At 66.8% G+C, this 15,232-nt stretch carries 20 protein-coding genes; 7 read left to right on the forward strand and 13 right to left on the reverse strand.

Annotated elements, in window-relative coordinates; translation table 11 throughout:
* The 10 genes from PCA10_RS15335 to PCA10_RS15380 all read right to left on the reverse strand — a co-directional run bounded on the left by PCA10_RS15335 (nucleotide 1) and on the right by PCA10_RS15380 (nucleotide 6,845).
* Nucleotides 1–633, reverse strand: coding sequence for a malonic semialdehyde reductase (locus PCA10_RS15335; protein ID WP_016492976.1), 633 nt, complete (start codon nucleotides 631–633; stop codon nucleotides 1–3).
* Nucleotides 634–696: 63 nt separating this feature from the next.
* Complete coding sequence (locus PCA10_RS15340; protein WP_016492977.1) at nucleotides 697–1,626, reverse strand: AEC family transporter; 930 nt, start codon at nucleotides 1,624–1,626, stop codon at nucleotides 697–699.
* A 10-nt stretch (nucleotides 1,627–1,636) separates the two neighbouring features.
* Nucleotides 1,637–2,734: a cell division protein ZapE gene (gene zapE, locus PCA10_RS15345; protein ID WP_016492978.1), complete on the reverse strand. Its 1,098-nt coding sequence runs from the start codon at nucleotides 2,732–2,734 to the stop codon at nucleotides 1,637–1,639.
* Nucleotides 2,724–3,329 carry a protocatechuate 3,4-dioxygenase subunit alpha gene (gene pcaG / locus PCA10_RS15350; RefSeq protein ID WP_016492979.1) on the reverse strand — a complete coding sequence of 202 codons (606 nt, stop codon included), beginning with the start codon at nucleotides 3,327–3,329 and terminating at the stop codon, nucleotides 2,724–2,726. Before pcaG ends, zapE begins: the two co-directional genes overlap by 11 nt.
* A gap of 12 nt (nucleotides 3,330–3,341) precedes the next feature.
* Entirely contained in the window at nucleotides 3,342–4,061 is a 720-nt protein-coding gene (pcaH, locus tag PCA10_RS15355) for a protocatechuate 3,4-dioxygenase subunit beta (RefSeq protein ID WP_016492980.1), read from the reverse strand.
* Nucleotides 4,062–4,190: 129 nt separating this feature from the next.
* Nucleotides 4,191–5,120 carry a pca operon transcription factor PcaQ gene (gene pcaQ, locus PCA10_RS15360; RefSeq protein WP_016492981.1) on the reverse strand — a complete coding sequence of 310 codons (930 nt, stop codon included), beginning with the start codon at nucleotides 5,118–5,120 and terminating at the stop codon, nucleotides 4,191–4,193.
* Nucleotides 5,121–5,316: 196 nt separating this feature from the next.
* Complete coding sequence (locus PCA10_RS15365) at nucleotides 5,317–5,589, reverse strand: Rho-binding antiterminator (RefSeq protein ID WP_016492982.1); 273 nt, start codon at nucleotides 5,587–5,589, stop codon at nucleotides 5,317–5,319.
* Nucleotides 5,590–5,599: 10 nt separating this feature from the next.
* Complete coding sequence (locus PCA10_RS15370; protein WP_016492983.1) at nucleotides 5,600–5,854, reverse strand: DUF2024 family protein; 255 nt, start codon at nucleotides 5,852–5,854, stop codon at nucleotides 5,600–5,602.
* Nucleotides 5,855–5,856: 2 nt separating this feature from the next.
* Nucleotides 5,857–6,603: a hypothetical protein gene (locus tag PCA10_RS15375; protein WP_016492984.1), complete on the reverse strand. Its 747-nt coding sequence runs from the start codon at nucleotides 6,601–6,603 to the stop codon at nucleotides 5,857–5,859.
* A gap of 11 nt (nucleotides 6,604–6,614) precedes the next feature.
* Nucleotides 6,615–6,845 (reverse strand): glutaredoxin domain-containing protein, encoded by a 231-nt coding sequence (locus PCA10_RS15380; protein WP_016492985.1) that lies wholly within the window; start codon nucleotides 6,843–6,845, stop codon nucleotides 6,615–6,617.
* A gap of 114 nt (nucleotides 6,846–6,959) precedes the next feature.
* Between PCA10_RS15380 and PCA10_RS15385 the strand changes: the two genes are divergently transcribed.
* Nucleotides 6,960–7,523, forward strand: coding sequence for a MarR family winged helix-turn-helix transcriptional regulator (locus PCA10_RS15385; RefSeq protein WP_016492986.1), 564 nt, complete (start codon nucleotides 6,960–6,962; stop codon nucleotides 7,521–7,523).
* Nucleotides 7,524–7,569: 46 nt separating this feature from the next.
* On the opposite strand, the gene PCA10_RS15390 is transcribed toward PCA10_RS15385, so the two are convergent.
* Nucleotides 7,570–7,830: a hypothetical protein gene (locus PCA10_RS15390; RefSeq protein ID WP_041770779.1), complete on the reverse strand. Its 261-nt coding sequence runs from the start codon at nucleotides 7,828–7,830 to the stop codon at nucleotides 7,570–7,572.
* Nucleotides 7,831–8,090: 260 nt separating this feature from the next.
* On the opposite strand from PCA10_RS15390, the gene PCA10_RS15395 reads away from it, so the two are divergent.
* On the forward strand, nucleotides 8,091–8,525 hold the full coding sequence (locus PCA10_RS15395; RefSeq protein WP_016492988.1) for a carboxymuconolactone decarboxylase family protein: 435 nt from the start codon (nucleotides 8,091–8,093) through the stop codon (nucleotides 8,523–8,525).
* A 139-nt stretch (nucleotides 8,526–8,664) separates the two neighbouring features.
* Nucleotides 8,665–10,098, forward strand: a complete 1,434-nt coding sequence (pdxR, locus tag PCA10_RS15400) for a MocR-like pyridoxine biosynthesis transcription factor PdxR (protein ID WP_016492989.1) — start codon at nucleotides 8,665–8,667, stop codon at nucleotides 10,096–10,098.
* Between the two features lie 170 nt (nucleotides 10,099–10,268).
* Here pdxR and PCA10_RS15405 read toward each other — a convergent pair whose 3' ends face one another.
* Together PCA10_RS15405 and PCA10_RS15410 are read right to left on the reverse strand one after the other, a co-directional pair.
* Nucleotides 10,269–11,648 (reverse strand): aldehyde dehydrogenase family protein, encoded by a 1,380-nt coding sequence (locus PCA10_RS15405; protein ID WP_016492990.1) that lies wholly within the window; start codon nucleotides 11,646–11,648, stop codon nucleotides 10,269–10,271.
* A 130-nt stretch (nucleotides 11,649–11,778) separates the two neighbouring features.
* Complete coding sequence (locus PCA10_RS15410; protein WP_016492991.1) at nucleotides 11,779–12,213, reverse strand: hypothetical protein; 435 nt, start codon at nucleotides 12,211–12,213, stop codon at nucleotides 11,779–11,781.
* Nucleotides 12,214–12,570: 357 nt separating this feature from the next.
* Between PCA10_RS15410 and PCA10_RS15415 the strand changes: the two genes are divergently transcribed.
* Genes PCA10_RS15415 through PCA10_RS15430 form a run of 4 tightly spaced genes read left to right on the forward strand, consistent with a single transcriptional unit; the run spans nucleotide 12,571 to nucleotide 15,052 of the window.
* Complete coding sequence (locus PCA10_RS15415; RefSeq protein ID WP_016492992.1) at nucleotides 12,571–12,882, forward strand: BufA1 family periplasmic bufferin-type metallophore; 312 nt, start codon at nucleotides 12,571–12,573, stop codon at nucleotides 12,880–12,882.
* 24 nt (nucleotides 12,883–12,906) lie between these two features.
* Nucleotides 12,907–13,776 carry an MNIO family bufferin maturase gene (gene bufB / locus PCA10_RS15420; RefSeq protein WP_016492993.1) on the forward strand — a complete coding sequence of 290 codons (870 nt, stop codon included), beginning with the start codon at nucleotides 12,907–12,909 and terminating at the stop codon, nucleotides 13,774–13,776.
* Nucleotides 13,773–14,546, forward strand: coding sequence for an HvfC/BufC N-terminal domain-containing protein (locus tag PCA10_RS15425; RefSeq protein ID WP_016492994.1), 774 nt, complete (start codon nucleotides 13,773–13,775; stop codon nucleotides 14,544–14,546). The genes bufB and PCA10_RS15425 overlap by 4 nt, the downstream gene beginning before the upstream one ends.
* The gene (locus PCA10_RS15430; RefSeq protein WP_051148040.1) at nucleotides 14,543–15,052 is read left to right on the forward strand and encodes a DoxX family protein; all 510 of its coding nucleotides are present in this window, start codon (nucleotides 14,543–14,545) and stop codon (nucleotides 15,050–15,052) included. Before PCA10_RS15425 ends, PCA10_RS15430 begins: the two co-directional genes overlap by 4 nt.
* Nucleotides 15,053–15,232: the final 180 nt, after the last annotated feature.

Here is a 15,232-nt window from a genome sequence, read left to right on the forward strand (position 1 = left end):
CTAGAGCAGCTTGCACGCCTCGTCGAACTCCAGGCGCGGCGCACGCGGGTGCAGTTTCGAGGCATCGCCGTAGCCCAGGTTGCAGAGGAAGCTGGATTTCACCTGGCTGTCCGCGAAGTGCTCCAGCTGGAAGGCCGTGGCGCTGCCGTCGGCGGGGAAGAATTCATGGTCCACCATGGCGTTGTCGAAGCCTGACATCGGCCCGCAGTCCAGCCCCATGGCCCTTGCCGCCAGCATGAAGTAGGCACCCTGCAGCGAGCTGTTGCGCCGCGCCGTGAGGCCGGCCAGCTCCGGGGTGTCGGCGAACCAGGCACGGGCATCGGTGTGGGGGAAGAGCTTGGGCAATTGCTCGTAGAACTTCAGGTCGTAGGCGATGATCGCGGTGACCGGCGCCGCCATGGTCTTGTCCACGTTGCCCGGCGCCAGGGCCGGCAGCAGGCGACGCTTGGCCTCGGGCGTACGCAGGAAGAGGATGCGCGCCGGACAGCAGTTGGCGCTGGTGGGGCCCCACTTCATCAGGTCGTAGAGCCCGCGCAGGGTGTAGTCGCTCACGGGCTTCTCCTGCCAGGCACTGTAGGTGCGTGCCTCGCGGAACAGCAGGTCCATGCCCTCCTCGCTCAGTCGTTTGCTCATCGCTGCCTCCTCCCGGGTTGGCGCGCACGGTCGTGCGCATGACCCCATGAGGATAGACAGCGGTCAGGTCAGCAGCCCGATGAAGCCGCTGATGCTGACGAAGGCCAGCACGGTGCACACCACCAGGGCCGCGGCGCAGCGGCCTTCCAGGCCGAAGCGCTGGCCGAGGATGGGGTAGATGCTCATCATCGGCGAGCAGGCGAAGAGCACGCCGGCCACCCGCAGTACCGGGTCCACCGGCGGCAGCAGCGCGAAGCAGAGCATCACCGCCAGGGGGTGCAGCAGCAGCTTGCCGATGCTGAGCTGGGCCACATCCTTGACCAGGCCACCGGCGCGCAGCCCGGCCAGGCTGGCGCCGATGACGAACAGCGCCACCGGCGCCGAGGCGCTGGCCAGCATGTCCACCACCTTGGCCGGCACGCTCGGCAGGCGAACCCCGAGCAGGGCCAGCGCAAGGCCGATGCTGATGGAGATGATGATCGGGTTGCGCAACAGGCGCTTGAAGGTATCCAGCAGGGCCGCGCGCGCACCGCCGCCGTTCTGCCGCCCCAGTTCGGCGATGGCCAGGGCCAGGGGGATCATCAGCAGGTTCTCCACCAGCATGCCGAGCGCCAGGGCCACCGCCGCCGGCGAGCCCAGCACCATGGCGACTATGGGGTAGCCGATGAAGCCGCTGTTGGACACCGACATGCCCATGCCGGCGAGGGCGCTGCCGCTGAGGCTGTCCTTGCGCACGAAGCGGGAAAACAGGAAGCCGGCCCAGAACACCAGCTGGGAGCCGATGCCATAGGCCAACAGGTAGGTGGCGTCGAACACCTCGGCCAGGGGCTTTTCCAGCAAGGCGCGAATGACCAGCGCCGGCAGCGCGAAGGTGATGACGAACTTGCCCATCCCCAGCACCTGTTCGGGGCTCACCAATCGGCCACGGGCCGACAGGTAGCCAATGCCGATCAGGATGAAGATGGGCGCGGTGATACCGAGTATTTCAAGCATTGGAGGCTCTTCAGCAATCCGTTGGCTCGCCCGGCCGCACCGGCCTGAGCTGCTGCAGGCGACTGCGGGTACGGGAGAAGTCCATGTGGGGTTTGCCCCGGCACAGGTCGTCGAGGCTGGCTTGGCTGGCAAGCAGCAGCTCGGTGCCGGCGTCGTAGGCGATGTCGATCAGGTTGACCATGCGCTGCTGCACGTCGATGGCCTCTTCCCCCAGGCACGGCACATTGCTGATGGCCAGTTGGCGGAAGCGCCGGCAGAGCCAGAGGAAGTCGGCGCTGGAGTGGGGACGCCGGCAGAGCTCGTCGAAATCCAGCCAGGCGCTCTCGCCGCCCATGGCGAGCAGGCGCAGGGGATGGTGGTTGACCGACACCACCGCGTCACGCTCGGCGGCGGCGCCGAGGCCCAGGCGAGCCTCGATCCAGCCCTCGGCGAAACCCGACTGCGGCCAGCAGTAGCGGCCCCAGGTTTCCTGGTCGCCACGGCGCAGGCGGTAGTCCTCGCCAGCGTCCAGCTGCAGCACCAGGAAGCGCTTCTCGATCAGCGCGATGGCCGGCTTGAAGCGCTCGCGGTACAGCGGGTTCGGGCAAAGGCCGTCGGGGTCGTAGTTGGAGGTGCAGACCAGGCCCACGCCCTCCTCCACCAGCACCTTGAGCAGGCGGCCGAGGAGCACGGCGTCGCCGATGTCGTGCACATGGAATTCGTCGAAGCAGAGCAATCGCGCCTCGCCCGCCAGGGCCTTGGCGGCCAGGGCCAGGGGATCGGGTTGGCCGGCGAATTCGCGCATGCGCTCCTGCAGTTCCTGCAGGAAGGCGTGGAAATGCACGCGGCGCTTGGCCGCGACCGGTGCGGCGGCGAAGAAGGCGTCCATGACGAAGCTCTTGCCCCGCCCTACGCCGCCCCAGAGGTAGATGCCGGCGGGCAAACGCCGCAGCCAGCCACTCTTGCCGCCCAGAAACGACTCCAGCCATTGCCCGAGCTGGACAATGGCTGTGCGTTGCGCCGTGTCGGCCCGGTAGCCCCGGGCCTCCAGCAGCGCGTCGAAGTGCCTTTCGATGCGCCGGCCGATGGGTTCGGCCGGTGCAGCGAGAGCGGGTTCCCTAGAAGTCAAAGAACACCGTTTCCCCTTCTCCCTGGATACGGATGTCGAAGCGGTAGGCCAGCTTGCCGTCCACTTCGCAACGCTGCGCCACCAGGGTCTCGCGGCGCTGGGGCTGCTCGATCAGGTTGAGCACCGGGTCCACGGCGTTGGCGGCGGCTTCGTCATCGAAATACAGGCGGGTCTGCAGGTGGATGTTGATGCCACGGGCGAACAGCGACAGGTTGATGTGCGGCGCCATGGGCACGCCGGCGGCGTTCTTCACCACGCCCGGCTTGATGGTGTTGAGGGTCCATTCGCCGGCGTCGAAGGTGGTGGCGGTACGGCCGAAACTGTTGAACGGCTTCTCCAGGTCGAAGGCGCTGTCGTAGACGCCTTCGTGGTTGGCCTGCCAGAACTCCAGGAAGGAGTCGCGCACCAGGTGGCCATTGCCGTCATAGACGTTGCCGAAGAGCAGGATGTGCTCGCCGGGAGCGCCCGGCTTGGCCATCTGGTTCCAGATTTCCTGGTCGCGGGTCGGGTTGCCGGCCGCTTCCAGGGCCAGGCCGATGTGCACGTAGGGGCCGGCGGTCTGCGAGGCGGTTTCCGGCAGCAGTTCGATAGGCATGCGGGTCGCTCCTCAGCGGTTCTCGAAGTGGGTCTTGCGCTGGCCGCGCAGGACGATGTCGAAGCGATAGGCCAGGCTGTCCATGGGGATGGCGTTGCTCATGTCGAGCCGGGCGATCAGGGTCTGGATCGCGTCGGGGTTGGCGATGCTCTTGACGATGGGGCACATCGGGATCATCGGGTCGCCTTCGAAATACAGCTGGGTGATCAGGCGGGTGGAGATGGACGGCCCGCTGACCGAGAAATGGATATGCGCCGGACGCCAGTCGTTCGGGCCGTTGCGCCAGGGATACGGGCCCGGTTTGACGGTGCGGAAGTAGTAATAGCCTTCGCTGTCGGTCAGGGCGCGGCCGACGCCGCCGAAGTTCGGGTCCAGCGGAGCCAGGTAGCGGTCGTTCTTGTGGCGGTAGCGGCCGCCGGCGTTGGCCTGCCACATTTCCACCAGGGTGTGGGGAACCGGCTTGCCGTACTGGTCCATGACCCGGCCGGAAACGATGATGCGCTCGCCGATGGGCAGCCCGCCGTTGTTGAAGTTGAGCAGCAGGTCGTTGTCGTGCTGGCCCATCTTCAGGTGGGAGAAGTCCGGGCCGCTGGTTTCGGAAACCGATTGCGGGATGCTCACCAGCGCCTGGCGCGGGGAGCGGGCGACGGACGTCTTGTAGTCGGGGGTGAAGGCTTTCGGGTGCCAGTTTCTGTCACGAATGACGAAGCGGCTGTTTTCCGCATCGGACATCACGGTTTCCTCATTTATTGGAGTTGTCGGGCGACCCATGGATAGGTGGCAGCGGGCCGTAAGGCGCAGTGTCGTCCACTGGCGCCCTGCCGAAAACTGAAATCCTGCCCGACATCCATAACCAAATGGTTATGTCAGACGCCCTTCACGATAGTCCAGCGCCGCCTCGCGCAGGGTCTCCACCGCCCAGTGCGCCGCCAGGGACAGCGGCAGGGACGCATTGCTGCAGATGCCCACCGAACCGCCCGGTTCCTTGAAACCGAGGTCCAGCTCCACCAGCTCGCCCTTGCCCAGGTCCAGGCGTACGGCGTCCAGGGGCGCGATCCAGACCGCGTTGCCGCTCAGCACGTAGCGCCGGCTGAGGGCGAGCGAGAGGGTTTCCAGGCGCTGGCGCGGTGGGCTGATGCCGCTCTGCACGAAAAAGCCGTCGGCATGCTTGCGGATGGTGGTGCCGGCCAGCGGCAGCACCAGCGGGAAGCCGTCCAGGGAGCGGCGGTCGGCGCCCTCCTCCAGCAACGGATGGCCGGCGCGCACCACCAGGGTCATGGATTCGCTGTACAGGTGCTCGAAGGTCAGGCCGTGGATTTCCGGGCTGTCGGTCATGCGCCCGACCACCAGGTCCAGTTCCCCCACCCGCAGCTGGGAAAGCAGGAAGGCACCGGGGCCGGTGAGCACGCTGACCACCAGGGAGGGATGGCGCTGGTGCAGGCGCTGCACCACTTCCGGTACCAGCAGGCCTTCCACGGTGGACAGCACGCCGAGCCGTACGCTGCCGGCCGCGTACTCGCCTTCCCGCAGGCTGTTCACCCCGTCGCGCAGGGCCTGCACGCAGGGGCCGGCGTAGCGCATGAAGGCCAGCCCGGCCTCGGTCAGGCTCACGCCGCTCTTGCTGCGATCGAACAGGCTGGCCTCAAGTACCTCCTCCAGCTCCTTGAGGGTCTTGGAGATGGCCGGCTGGCTTACCGCCAACTGGTCTGCGGCACGGGCCAGGCTGCCCTGGCGGGCCACCTCGAGGAAACACAGCAGGTGGCGGAATTTGATGCGGGTGTCGATGTTCAACGGCGGGTCCCATGGCGGCTGGCCCGGAAAGGCTAGCGCAAGGAAGGTCGTAGGAGCGAGCTCTGCTCGCGAACGCCATCGCAAGGAAGCTCGCTCCTACGGGTCGGCCGTCAGATCCCAGTCGTAGGATGGGTCGGGCGGCGCTCCGCTGAGCTTGCGATACCCATCAGCCCTGTCCGCATGGAAATCGCTCCGCTCAGATCGCACAGACCTTTCCCGCCAGCTCCGTCCGGCCAAAACGTGCGCCGGGTTCCAGCGGGGTGATCGCCAGCAGGCGGTCCATGCGCACCGAGCAAGGGCCATCCTCCACCTCCAGCACGAAGAACTCTTCCTTCTCCGCGCTGGTGTGGGTGGTCAGCGCCCTGGCTTCGAAGCCGCCACCGTCCACCAGGTCCACCCGCAGCAGGTAGCGGTACATGCAGGCGATTTCCAGCAGGTCATGCAGGTCGCAATCCAGGGGCTGGTACATGGCGACCTCCTCAGCAACCTTGCAGCGGGATGATGGAGTAGCCCTGGCGGGCAATGTTGGCCTCCACTTGCGCATTGGCGATCTCGCTGTGACAGAACAGGCACTCGCTGGCGGCGATATCGGCGCCTTGCACGCCCTGGCTGGTCAGCCATTCGCCGGCGAAGCGGCTGGCCTGGGCCTGGTCGCCGCCGTTGGTCAGCACATCGAAGTGCAGGTAGCGGCCATCGCGGGTACGGACATGGGTATCGAAGACTTTGACGTGCATGGTCATTGCTCCTTGAGCTTGAAGGTGGCCGGCAGCGACAGGTCGCCCGAGGCGACGTCCCACACGCTGGAGACGCACAGCAGCGGGTCGTGCAGGTCGGCGTTCACCTGCAGGGCAGCGGTCACGCCGTCGTAGTTGAAGCTTTCCGGGAAGCCCACGGCGGACAGGGGCACGCGGATCTGCGCGGCATCCTTCTTCACGCTGAGGTCATAACCGGGGGAATCGATGTAGATCGGCGCGCCGGGCCAGGTGGCCGGCAGTTTCGGCTTGGCGCCCTCGGGGATGTCGCGCACCTTGAGGCCCGACGGGCCGCAGCTGGCGTCCTTGGTCAGCACCACCCAGTGGGAGTGCCAGAGGCCACCGTCGTTGTCCTTCTTGCCGTCACGGTTTTCGTCCAGCTGCGGGGTGTCGTCGAAATCCGGATGGGAGGTCAGCGCCAGGGCGAGGATGCCCGAACCCTGCTCGAAGCCCACCGAACCGCTGTCCAGGCTGGTGGGCCAGACATAGCTGTAGACCTCGGCACCGGCGAAACTGCCCTTGGCCGTGGGCACCCGGCTACCGGCCTCGCCGTCCACCAGTTGCTCGAACACCAGGTTGTCACCGTCCTTGAAGACCCGGGTATGCACCAGGTCGAAGGCGGCCTCTACCTTGCCGTCCGCGCTCTTCTCACTGTGGATGCCGCCCGGGCCATGGGCCCAGGCCTGGCCGACGAGCAAGGCGCCGAGGGCGAATACGAAGGGAGCTTTCATGGTCCCGGCCCTCACTTCAGGTCGGCGATGGCGGCGCCGAAGTTGATGTGCAGGACATTGCCGTCCACCACCAGGGCGGGTACCGACTCCACACCGGCGGCTTCGGCCTCGGCGACGCGGGAAGGGGCTTCGCCCAGGTGCACGACTTCGACCTTCACGTCGGGGGCGAGCAGGTTCAGCAGGGTCTGTTCGGCGGAAACGCAAACCGGGCAGCCGGCGTGGTAGTAGCGAGCGGTGGTCATTTTCGGGTCTCCTGAATTGTTTAGTATCGATTCGATACGTTATTCAGGTTACCCGCACAAAGCCCTTTGTCAATATAGTTTTTACTCGATACTATTTATCGGCGGAGGTGAACCATGACCCAGCTCTTCGACCTGTTCGAACGCCTGACCAGCCTGATGCGCATCTGGCATCGGGAGCACCCGTTGCTGGCCGACCTGCAGCCGGTGCAGCTCAGCGCCCTGCAATACCTGGCGCGCTGCAACCACTACTCGGACACGCCGCTGGCGGTGACCGAGTACCTGGGGCTGACCAAGGGGACGGTGTCGCAATCGCTGAAGGCCCTGGAAGCCAAGGGCCTTATCGAGAAGCGCCAGGACCAGCGGGACAAGCGCAGCGTGCATCTGGCCCTGACGCCCGCCGCGCGGGAGCTGCTGGCGGCGGTGACGCCACCGGAATTCCTGGCGAACGCGACCGAGGCCATGGGCGGTGATGCGCGGGAACTGGAGCGGCTGCTGGGCGACCTGTTGCGTACCGTGCAGCAGCAGGTGGACGTGCCCGGCTTCGGCCTGTGCAAGACCTGCCGCTTCCACCAGCAACGGGACGGCGAGCCCTTCTGCGGGCTGACCCAGGAGCCCCTGGACCGTCCGGCCATCGAGCTGATCTGCCGCGAGCATCAGCCCCCGGCCGAGGCGGCCTGATCAGGGGTTGCGCCCCACCCGTCCGGGGCGCAACGTCCAGAGCCCGTCAGGCGCTCTTCTCGAACAGTTCGCGTCCCTGGTCCAGGCTCTGGTCCACCAGCCACTTGCCATGGGCGAGGGAGGCCTGCTGGGCCTTGCCCAGTTCCGCGAGGAAGGAATACCGCACCGGCAGCGCGATGCGGCGGGTGGTCTGGCCATCGGGCGCAATGATGTGACAGCCGGCCGCCCAGGGCGTGGGAATCCCCGGATGCTCGAAAACGTCGGCGACTACGGTGTGGTTGCGATGAACGCATTGCAGGGTGCTCATGGGGTCTTCCTCTTTGTTGAAGGCCCGGGCCACGGGGTCGAACAGCCGGGCGGGCGTGACAGGGAAGCTCAACAGAAGGTCGGCGCATGCCTTGCTCACTTCCGGATATAGCACAGGGACCTTTCCGGGGCGTTTCACCTGACCGGGGGTCGTGTCATTGGCCTGCCGGATTTGTGCCGAATTGGCTATTCGGCCCCGCCGGGCGAAGGGCTAACGTAGCGCCATCCCCCGCTGCCTGCGGGTCCACTTGGAGAATGCAGATGAGCACAAGAATCGAATGGGCCAAACAGGCCCCCGAGGCCTACAAGGCGATGATCGGTCTGGAACAGGCCCTGGCCAAATCCGGCCTGGAGACCTCCCTGCTGGAACTGATCCGCCTGCGCGCCTCGCAGATCAACGGCTGCGCCTACTGCGTCAACATGCACGCCAATGACGCACGCAAGGCAGGCGAGACCGAAGCCCGCCTGCAGACCTTGAGCGTGTGGCAGGAGACCCGCTTCTTCAGCGAACGCGAGCGCGCCGCCCTGGACTGGGTGGAGAGCCTCACCCGGCTGCCGGAGAGCCACGCCCCGCAGCACCAGTTCGACGCCCTGCGCGAGCACTTCAGCGAGACCGAGATCGTCAACCTGACCCTGGCCATCGCCACCATCAACGCCTGGAACCGCTTCGGCGTCGGCTTCGCGATGGTGCCCTGAGGCCCTCGCCGCCGTACCAGGGGCCGCCTCCAGCGGCCCTTTTCTTTGGCCTTGGCGATGGCATTGGGCAAAGGTGCCCCTGACCACGGAAGTCGTTCGCGACTTGGAGTATTTTTAGTCTTTCCCGCTGGAGCCATGCATGGAACTGCACATCGTCATCCAGGGCAGCAAGGACCTGTCCGGACAGCTCTACCGCCAATTGCGCGAAGCCATCGAGTCCGGCCGCCTCAAGGCCGGCACCCGGCTGCCGCCGAGCCGCCTGCTGGCCGAGCAGTTGGGCATCTCCCGCAAGACGGTGTCCGACACCTACAGCCTGCTGACCTACGACAACCTGCTCACCGGCAAGGTCGGCTCGGGCACCTTCGTCAACGCCCAGGCCGTCGGCCAGGAGCGCAAGCAAGGTCACGAATCCCTGGCCAGCGCCGCGATCATCGACAAGTGGCGCAACCTCGCCACCACCATGGGCCATCCGCCCATGGACGCGATGTTGCGCTACGACTTCATCGGCGGCGCCACCACCCGCAGCCAGTTCCCCCAGGACGACTGGCGCCGCTGCGCCCAGCACGCCCTGCGGCAGACGGCGAAATCCCGTGGGCTCTACAGCCAGGCCGCCGGCCTGCCCGCCCTGCGCGACGCCATCGCCCGGCATGTGGCGTTTTCCCGCGGGGTGCATTGCAGCGCCCTGGATGTGCTGGTCTGCCATGGCGCCCAGCAGGCCCTGGACCTGCTCGCCCGGGTGCTGATCGAGCCCGGCTGCACGGTTGCCGTGGAAGACCCGGGCTACCCGCCGGCGCGGCAACTCTTCGCCGCCCAGGGCGCCGAAGTGATCGGCGTACCGGTGGACGCCGAAGGCATCTGCGTCGCCGCCATTCCCGAGCACGTGCGGCTGATCTACGTGACCCCCTCGCACCAATTTCCCCTCGGCATGCCGATGAGCCAGGCGCGCCGCGAAGCCCTGCTGGAAAAGGCCCTGCGCATCGGCGCGGTGATCATCGAGGACGACTACGACTGCGAATTCCGCTATGAGGGCCGCCCCAGCGAAACCCTGCAGAGCCTCGACCGCCAGGGTGCGGTGGTCTATGTCGGGACCTTTTCCAAATCCCTGCAGCCCGAGCTGCGCCTGGGCTACTGCATCCTGCCGCCGGCACTGGTGTCGGCGGTCACCGCCGCCAAGCAGATCACCGACTGCCACTGCGCCACCCTGCCCCAGTGGACCCTGGCCAAGTTCATCGACGAAGGCTGCCTGCTGAAACACATCCGCCGTTGCCACGCGCTCTACAGCAGCCGCCGCGAACGCCTGCTGGCGCGCTTCAACGGCGACCTGGCGCGCTGGTTCGAGGTGGTGCCCTCGGTGGCCGGCTTCCACCTCGCCGTGCAGACCAGGGTGCCGGTGGACATCCCGCTGCTGGTGGACCTGGCGCGCAAGGTGGACGTGGGGCTCTACCCCCTGGCGGACTTCTCCTACCAGACGCCTCCGCGCAATGGCCTGACCTTCGGCTACGGCGCCATCGAAACCCTGGACATAGACCCGGCGCTGGACCGGGTGCGGGATATCCTCGAGCAGATTACCTAGACCCGTCGTGGCTTTTGATCGATGGGTTTCGCAGGCTCTACCCATCCTACGTCGCGGTTGGTCATCACTCTCGCAGGATGGGTAGAGCGAAGCGAAACCCATCACGTGCCAGGTCCTGAAATGCAAAGGGGCTGCACCTGGCAGCCCCTTCTTCATTGCGGTCGGAACGATCAGCCGCGGTCGCGCCAGATGGTCTGCACGTTGAGGAACTCGCGCAGGCCGAAGTGCGACAGCTCACGGCCGTAACCGCTCTTCTTCACGCCGCCGATCGGCACGCGCGGGTCGGAGGCGGTGAAGCCGTTGATGAACACCGCGCCGCTGACGATGCGACGGGCCAGTTTCTGGCCTTTGGCCGCGTCGGTGGTCCAGAGCGCGCCACCCAGGCCGAACTCGCTGTCGTTGGCCAGCTCCACCGCGTGCTCGGCATCACGGGCGACGATCAGGGAGGCCACCGGGCCGAAGATTTCCTTGCGGAAGGCGGTCATGTCCGGGGTCACGTCAGCCAGTACGGTGGGGGCGTAGAAGTTGCCCTCGCCTTCCAGCTTGTGGCCGCCCAGCAGCAGGGTCGCGCCTTCGGCCAGGGTGGCTTGCACCTGGCCATCCAGCTCGTCGCGCAGGTCGAAGCGGGCCATGGGGCCGATGAAGGTGGAATCGGCCTGCGGATCACCGATCTTCAGGGCTTGCACCGCCGCCACGAAGCGCTCGGTGAAGGCCTCGGCGATGGGCGCTTCGAGAATGATGCGCTTGGCCGCGATGCAGACCTGACCGGCGTTGTTGAAGCGGCTGGTGACAGCGGCTTTGACTGCGGCATCCAGGTCGGCGTCGGCCAGCACGATGAAGGGGTCGGAACCACCCAGCTCCAGCACGCACTTCTTCAGCGCCGCACCGGCCTGGGCGGCAATGGCGGCACCCGCGCCGACGCTGCCGGTCACCGCCACCATGGCGATGCGCGGATCGGCGATGGCCACGGAAACCAGCGGCGGCTCCACGTTGATCACCTCGAACACGCCTTCCGGCAGGCCGGCCTCGGCCCAGGTGGCGGCCAGCAGGTGGGCACCGCCCATGACGTTGGGGGCGTGCTTGAGTACGTAGGTGTTGCCGCCGAAGATGATCGGCACCGCGCCGCGCATCACCTGCCACACCGGGAAATTCCAGGGCATCACGGCCAGTACGGGGCCGAGCGGCATGTAGGCGACCACGGCCTTGTCGTCTTCCACCAGGGTCGGCTCGTCGGCGACCATGGCCGGGCCGTGCTCGGCGTACCACTCGCAGAGCTTGGCGCACTTCTCGATCTCGCCACGGGACTGGCTGATGGGCATGCCCATTTCATTGGTGGTCATCCGTGCCATGGTCTCGGCGTTGGCGCGCAGGGCCTTGGCCATGGACAGCAACACGGCGCCGCGTTGTTCGACGCTGAACTGGCTCCAGGTCTCGAAGCCACGCTGGGTGGAGGCCAGGCTGGCCTCCAGGGCGGCGGCGTCCTGGTAGGGATAGCGGGCGATTTCCGCGCCGGTGGCGGGGTTACGGGAAATGGCGGCGGGCTGGGTCATGGCGTCCTCGTTGTACGTGAGAGCCGGTCAGGGCTCGCGATCAGTCATGGGGCGAAATTAAGGCAGCGACCGATTCACGTAAAACGAATAATCGAGAAGAAAGTCTTCAGAAAAACAGAATGCCCCCACCTCACCCCAGGCGCCGGGCCAGGTTGCCCCGGGTCATCGGCCAGCTGCGATGCTCCTCGCAGGCCGCCTCGGTGGTCACCACGTAGACCCGCTGTTCGTGGCCATGGCGCAACAGCACGCATTGCAGCGACTTGCCGTCTTCCACATCGAACCAGCGCGGCTCGCCGTCGCGGTTGACCTCCATGAACCGCGCCACCCGCGCCAGCACGCTGGCCGGGCTGTAGCGGTCCCAGCCCTCGGGCAAGGCACCGTCGTCCGCGAGCCAGCCGGTGGCCGGCAGCTCGCCGTGCTCCTGGTTGCGGCGCCCCCATGGAATCCACACCACGCCACGCTGCGGGTCATGGATGGGCAACGCCGCATCGGCGTCGGGATAGTTGATCTGTTGGCGGATCCCTTCTGCGGTGTAGAGCCCGCTGACTTCCACTGAATGACACATGACTGCCTCCCCTAGCCGAAGCAATTGTCATCGTTGCCAGGATTGCTGGTTGCGAGGCCGGGTGTTGGCAGATGGTTATTTTTTGGCCCCTGTCGCCAGAGTTTCGTGAGCGGGGATCAGGAGTCAATACGCCACCAGGATGCCCTTGACAGGAGGGCGAGAGACGCGACGAAACGCCGCTGGACCGGGTCGGGAAACGCCGGGAGCTAGACTTTTCAAAATATTTCCTTGTCCTGTGTAACAGCTCGCCGCCAGCCAAGTCTCCTGTTTCGAAGGCGGCAAGAACCGCCGCGGCAATCACCCGCCGCCCTTGGGCACCCCGCCCTGTTCGACCCATCAGAAACGGAGATAACAAGCATGAAAACCCCGACTGCCAGTGTCGTATCCGCAACCGGTCTGGCCCTGGCCCTGAGCACCGCCATCGGCCTCGCCATGACCCCCATGGGCGCCCAGGCCGCCGACAACGAGAAGTGTTTCGGCGTGGCCATGAAAGGCAAGAACGACTGCGCCGCCGGCGCCGGCACCTCCTGCGCGGGCACCGCGAAAATGGATTACCAGGGCAACTCCTGGAAGTACGTCCCGGCCGGCACCTGTGAAAAGACCGCTTCCCCCACCTCGCCCACCGGCCATGGCCAGATGCAGGCCTTCAAGGAAGAGAAGAAGGGCTGACCGGCACCGGCAGGCGCACAGGCCATGACCCACTCCACCCTGCCCCGCGCTCCCGCCGGCCGCCTGCCGGCGCGGGCCGGCATCGGGCTCAAGTCCCAGCACCACCGGGACGTGCTCGATGGCCGGCCGGACCTCGGGTTCTTCGAGATCCACGCCGAGAACTACATGGTGGCGGGCGGCCCCTTCCACCACTACCTGGGGCTGATCCGCGCGGACTACCCCCTCTCGCTCCACGGTGTCGGCCTGTCCATCGGCGCCGAGCAGCCGCTGGACCAGGCACACCTGCAGCGCCTGGCCGCGCTGATTCGGCGCTACGAGCCGGCGTCCTTCTCAGAGCATCTCGCCTGGTCCACCCATGGCGAGGTCTTTCTCAACGACCTGCTGCCGCTGGCCTACGACCAGGCGAACCTCATGCGGGTCTGCCAGCACATCGACCAGGTACAGAGCCATCTGCAACGGCAGATGCTGCTGGAGAACCCGGCCACCTACCTGGAGTTCGACGACTCCAGCCTGGCGGAGGCCGAGTTCATCAGCGAAGTGGTCAAGCGCACCGGGTGCGGCCTGCTGCTGGACCTGAGCAACGCCTACCTCTCGTGCATCAACCACAACCGTGACCTGCGCGCCTACCTGGACGCCCTGCCGCTGCAGGCGGTGGGCGAAATCCACCTGGCGGGCTTCGCCGAAGACCAGGACGCCGCTGGCGCACGCCTGCTGATCGACCATCACGGTTCGGCGGTGGATGACGCGGTCTGGACCCTCTACCGCGAGACCCTGCAACGCCTTGGCCCTGTGCCCACCCTGATCGAACGGGACAACGAGATACCCCCGCTGGCGGTGCTGTCGCGCGAGGCCGAGCGCGCCGAAGGGCTGCTGCGCAAGGCGGCGGCACGATGAACGCCACCTTCGCCAAGGCCCTGCTCGACCCGCAAATGCCCTGCCCGCCCGGCCTGCGTGCCTGGAACGGCTCGGACCCGGCACGGCGCTTCGCGGTGTACCGCAACAATGTGCTGGCGTCGCTGGGCAACGCCCTCGGCGAGACCTTCCCGGTGGTCCGGCAACTGGTGGGCGAGGACTTCTTCGCCAGCATGGCGCGCCTGTTCCTGCAGGCGTCGCCACCACGCTCGCCGGTGCTGGCCTTCTATGGCGAGGGCTTCGCCAAGTTCATCGCCGCCTTTCCGGCGGCCGCGAGCCTGCCCTACCTGGCGGATGTGGCGCGGCTGGAGCTGGCCCAGGTGCACGCCTATCACGCCGCCGACCTGCCGCCCCTGGAGAGCGCCAGCCTGGCCACCGCCCTGGCCGACCCGGAGCTGCTGCCCGGCATGTGCTTCCAGCTGCATCCGTCAATGGCGGTGGTGAGCTCCGACCATGCCATCGCCTCGCTCTGGGCCGCCCACCAGGGCCTGCTGGAACTGGCCGAGGTCGACACCCGCCAGGCCGAATGCGCGCTGGTGCTGCGCAACGGCCTGGAGGTGGAAGTCAGCCGCATCGGCCCCAGCGACTGCGCCTTCATCCAGGCCCTGGCCGCCGGCAGCCCACTCGGGTCGGCGGTGGGCGCCGCGTTGGCCATCGACAACGATTTCAACCTCGCCTCCACCCTGGCGCGCCTGCTCGCGGGCGGCGCCATCACCCGATTCACCCTTCACAGCGGGAGTCAGATGCCATGAATGCCACCGTCCAGATCCACTACAGCCACCTGCCGGCCAAGCTGGTGGCCCAGGCCATCGAGCTGTGCAAGCGAATTCCCTACAGCCTGGTGGCCTTCGTCGCGCGCTTTTCGATCGCCGCGGTGTTCTGGAAGTCCGGGCAGACCAAGGTGGAAGGCCTGGCCATCGACCTGGTGGACGGCACCTTCCAGCTGGGCGTGCCGCACCTGTCCGCCTCGGCCATTCCGCTGTTCACCGATGAATACAAGCTGCCCCTGCTCTCGCCGGAACTGGCGGCCCACGGCGCGGCCTTCGCCGAGCATCTGTTCCCGCTGCTGATTCTGCTCGGCCTGGCGACCCGCTTCTCCGCCCTGGCCCTGCTGGCCATGACCCTGGTGATCGAGATTTTCGTCTACCCCGACGCCTACCCTACCCATGGCGTCTGGGCGGCCTGCCTCCTGCTGCTGGTCAGCCAGGGACCGGGACGGCTGTCCATCGATCACCTGATCGCCCGGCACTACCAATAGCCGCGGAGCTCCATTTCAAAACCGAAGCTCGCTCCTGCAGCCGATCCCCAGGTGTTGCATCGGAGGGAGATTCCACATCAAAGTGCAGAACGCGTATTCCGGGTGGATGGCGCTCTTCCATCCACCAGCGACGCCATGCCGGATCTCCGATGGTGGACCGGTGAAGCGAGGTCCACCCGA

Source organism: Pseudomonas resinovorans NBRC 106553, from assembly GCF_000412695.1.
Lineage (GTDB): Bacteria > Pseudomonadota > Gammaproteobacteria > Pseudomonadales > Pseudomonadaceae > Metapseudomonas > Metapseudomonas resinovorans_A.

What these genes read in the sequence shown, in the direction of transcription:
- PCA10_RS15335 (WP_016492976.1), bottom strand. Translation starts at nt 633, where the DNA reads ATGAGCAAACGACTGAGCGAGGAGGGCATGGACCTGCTGTTCCGCGAG.
- PCA10_RS15340 (WP_016492977.1), bottom strand. Translation starts at nt 1,626, where the DNA reads ATGCTTGAAATACTCGGTATCACCGCGCCCATCTTCATCCTGATCGGC.
- pcaG (WP_016492979.1), bottom strand. Translation starts at nt 3,329, where the DNA reads ATGCCTATCGAACTGCTGCCGGAAACCGCCTCGCAGACCGCCGGCCCC.
- pcaH (WP_016492980.1), bottom strand. Translation starts at nt 4,061, where the DNA reads ATGTCCGATGCGGAAAACAGCCGCTTCGTCATTCGTGACAGAAACTGG.
- PCA10_RS15365 (WP_016492982.1), bottom strand. Translation starts at nt 5,589, where the DNA reads ATGTACCAGCCCCTGGATTGCGACCTGCATGACCTGCTGGAAATCGCC.
- PCA10_RS15370 (WP_016492983.1), bottom strand. Translation starts at nt 5,854, where the DNA reads ATGCACGTCAAAGTCTTCGATACCCATGTCCGTACCCGCGATGGCCGC.
- PCA10_RS15375 (WP_016492984.1), bottom strand. Translation starts at nt 6,603, where the DNA reads ATGAAAGCTCCCTTCGTATTCGCCCTCGGCGCCTTGCTCGTCGGCCAG.
- PCA10_RS15380 (WP_016492985.1), bottom strand. Translation starts at nt 6,845, where the DNA reads ATGACCACCGCTCGCTACTACCACGCCGGCTGCCCGGTTTGCGTTTCC.
- PCA10_RS15385 (WP_016492986.1), top strand. Translation starts at nt 6,960, where the DNA reads ATGACCCAGCTCTTCGACCTGTTCGAACGCCTGACCAGCCTGATGCGC.
- PCA10_RS15390 (WP_041770779.1), bottom strand. Translation starts at nt 7,830, where the DNA reads ATGAGCACCCTGCAATGCGTTCATCGCAACCACACCGTAGTCGCCGAC.
- PCA10_RS15395 (WP_016492988.1), top strand. Translation starts at nt 8,091, where the DNA reads ATGAGCACAAGAATCGAATGGGCCAAACAGGCCCCCGAGGCCTACAAG.
- pdxR (WP_016492989.1), top strand. Translation starts at nt 8,665, where the DNA reads ATGGAACTGCACATCGTCATCCAGGGCAGCAAGGACCTGTCCGGACAG.
- PCA10_RS15405 (WP_016492990.1), bottom strand. Translation starts at nt 11,648, where the DNA reads ATGACCCAGCCCGCCGCCATTTCCCGTAACCCCGCCACCGGCGCGGAA.
- PCA10_RS15410 (WP_016492991.1), bottom strand. Translation starts at nt 12,213, where the DNA reads ATGTGTCATTCAGTGGAAGTCAGCGGGCTCTACACCGCAGAAGGGATC.
- PCA10_RS15415 (WP_016492992.1), top strand. Translation starts at nt 12,571, where the DNA reads ATGAAAACCCCGACTGCCAGTGTCGTATCCGCAACCGGTCTGGCCCTG.
- bufB (WP_016492993.1), top strand. Translation starts at nt 12,907, where the DNA reads ATGACCCACTCCACCCTGCCCCGCGCTCCCGCCGGCCGCCTGCCGGCG.
- PCA10_RS15425 (WP_016492994.1), top strand. Translation starts at nt 13,773, where the DNA reads ATGAACGCCACCTTCGCCAAGGCCCTGCTCGACCCGCAAATGCCCTGC.
- PCA10_RS15430 (WP_051148040.1), top strand. Translation starts at nt 14,543, where the DNA reads ATGAATGCCACCGTCCAGATCCACTACAGCCACCTGCCGGCCAAGCTG.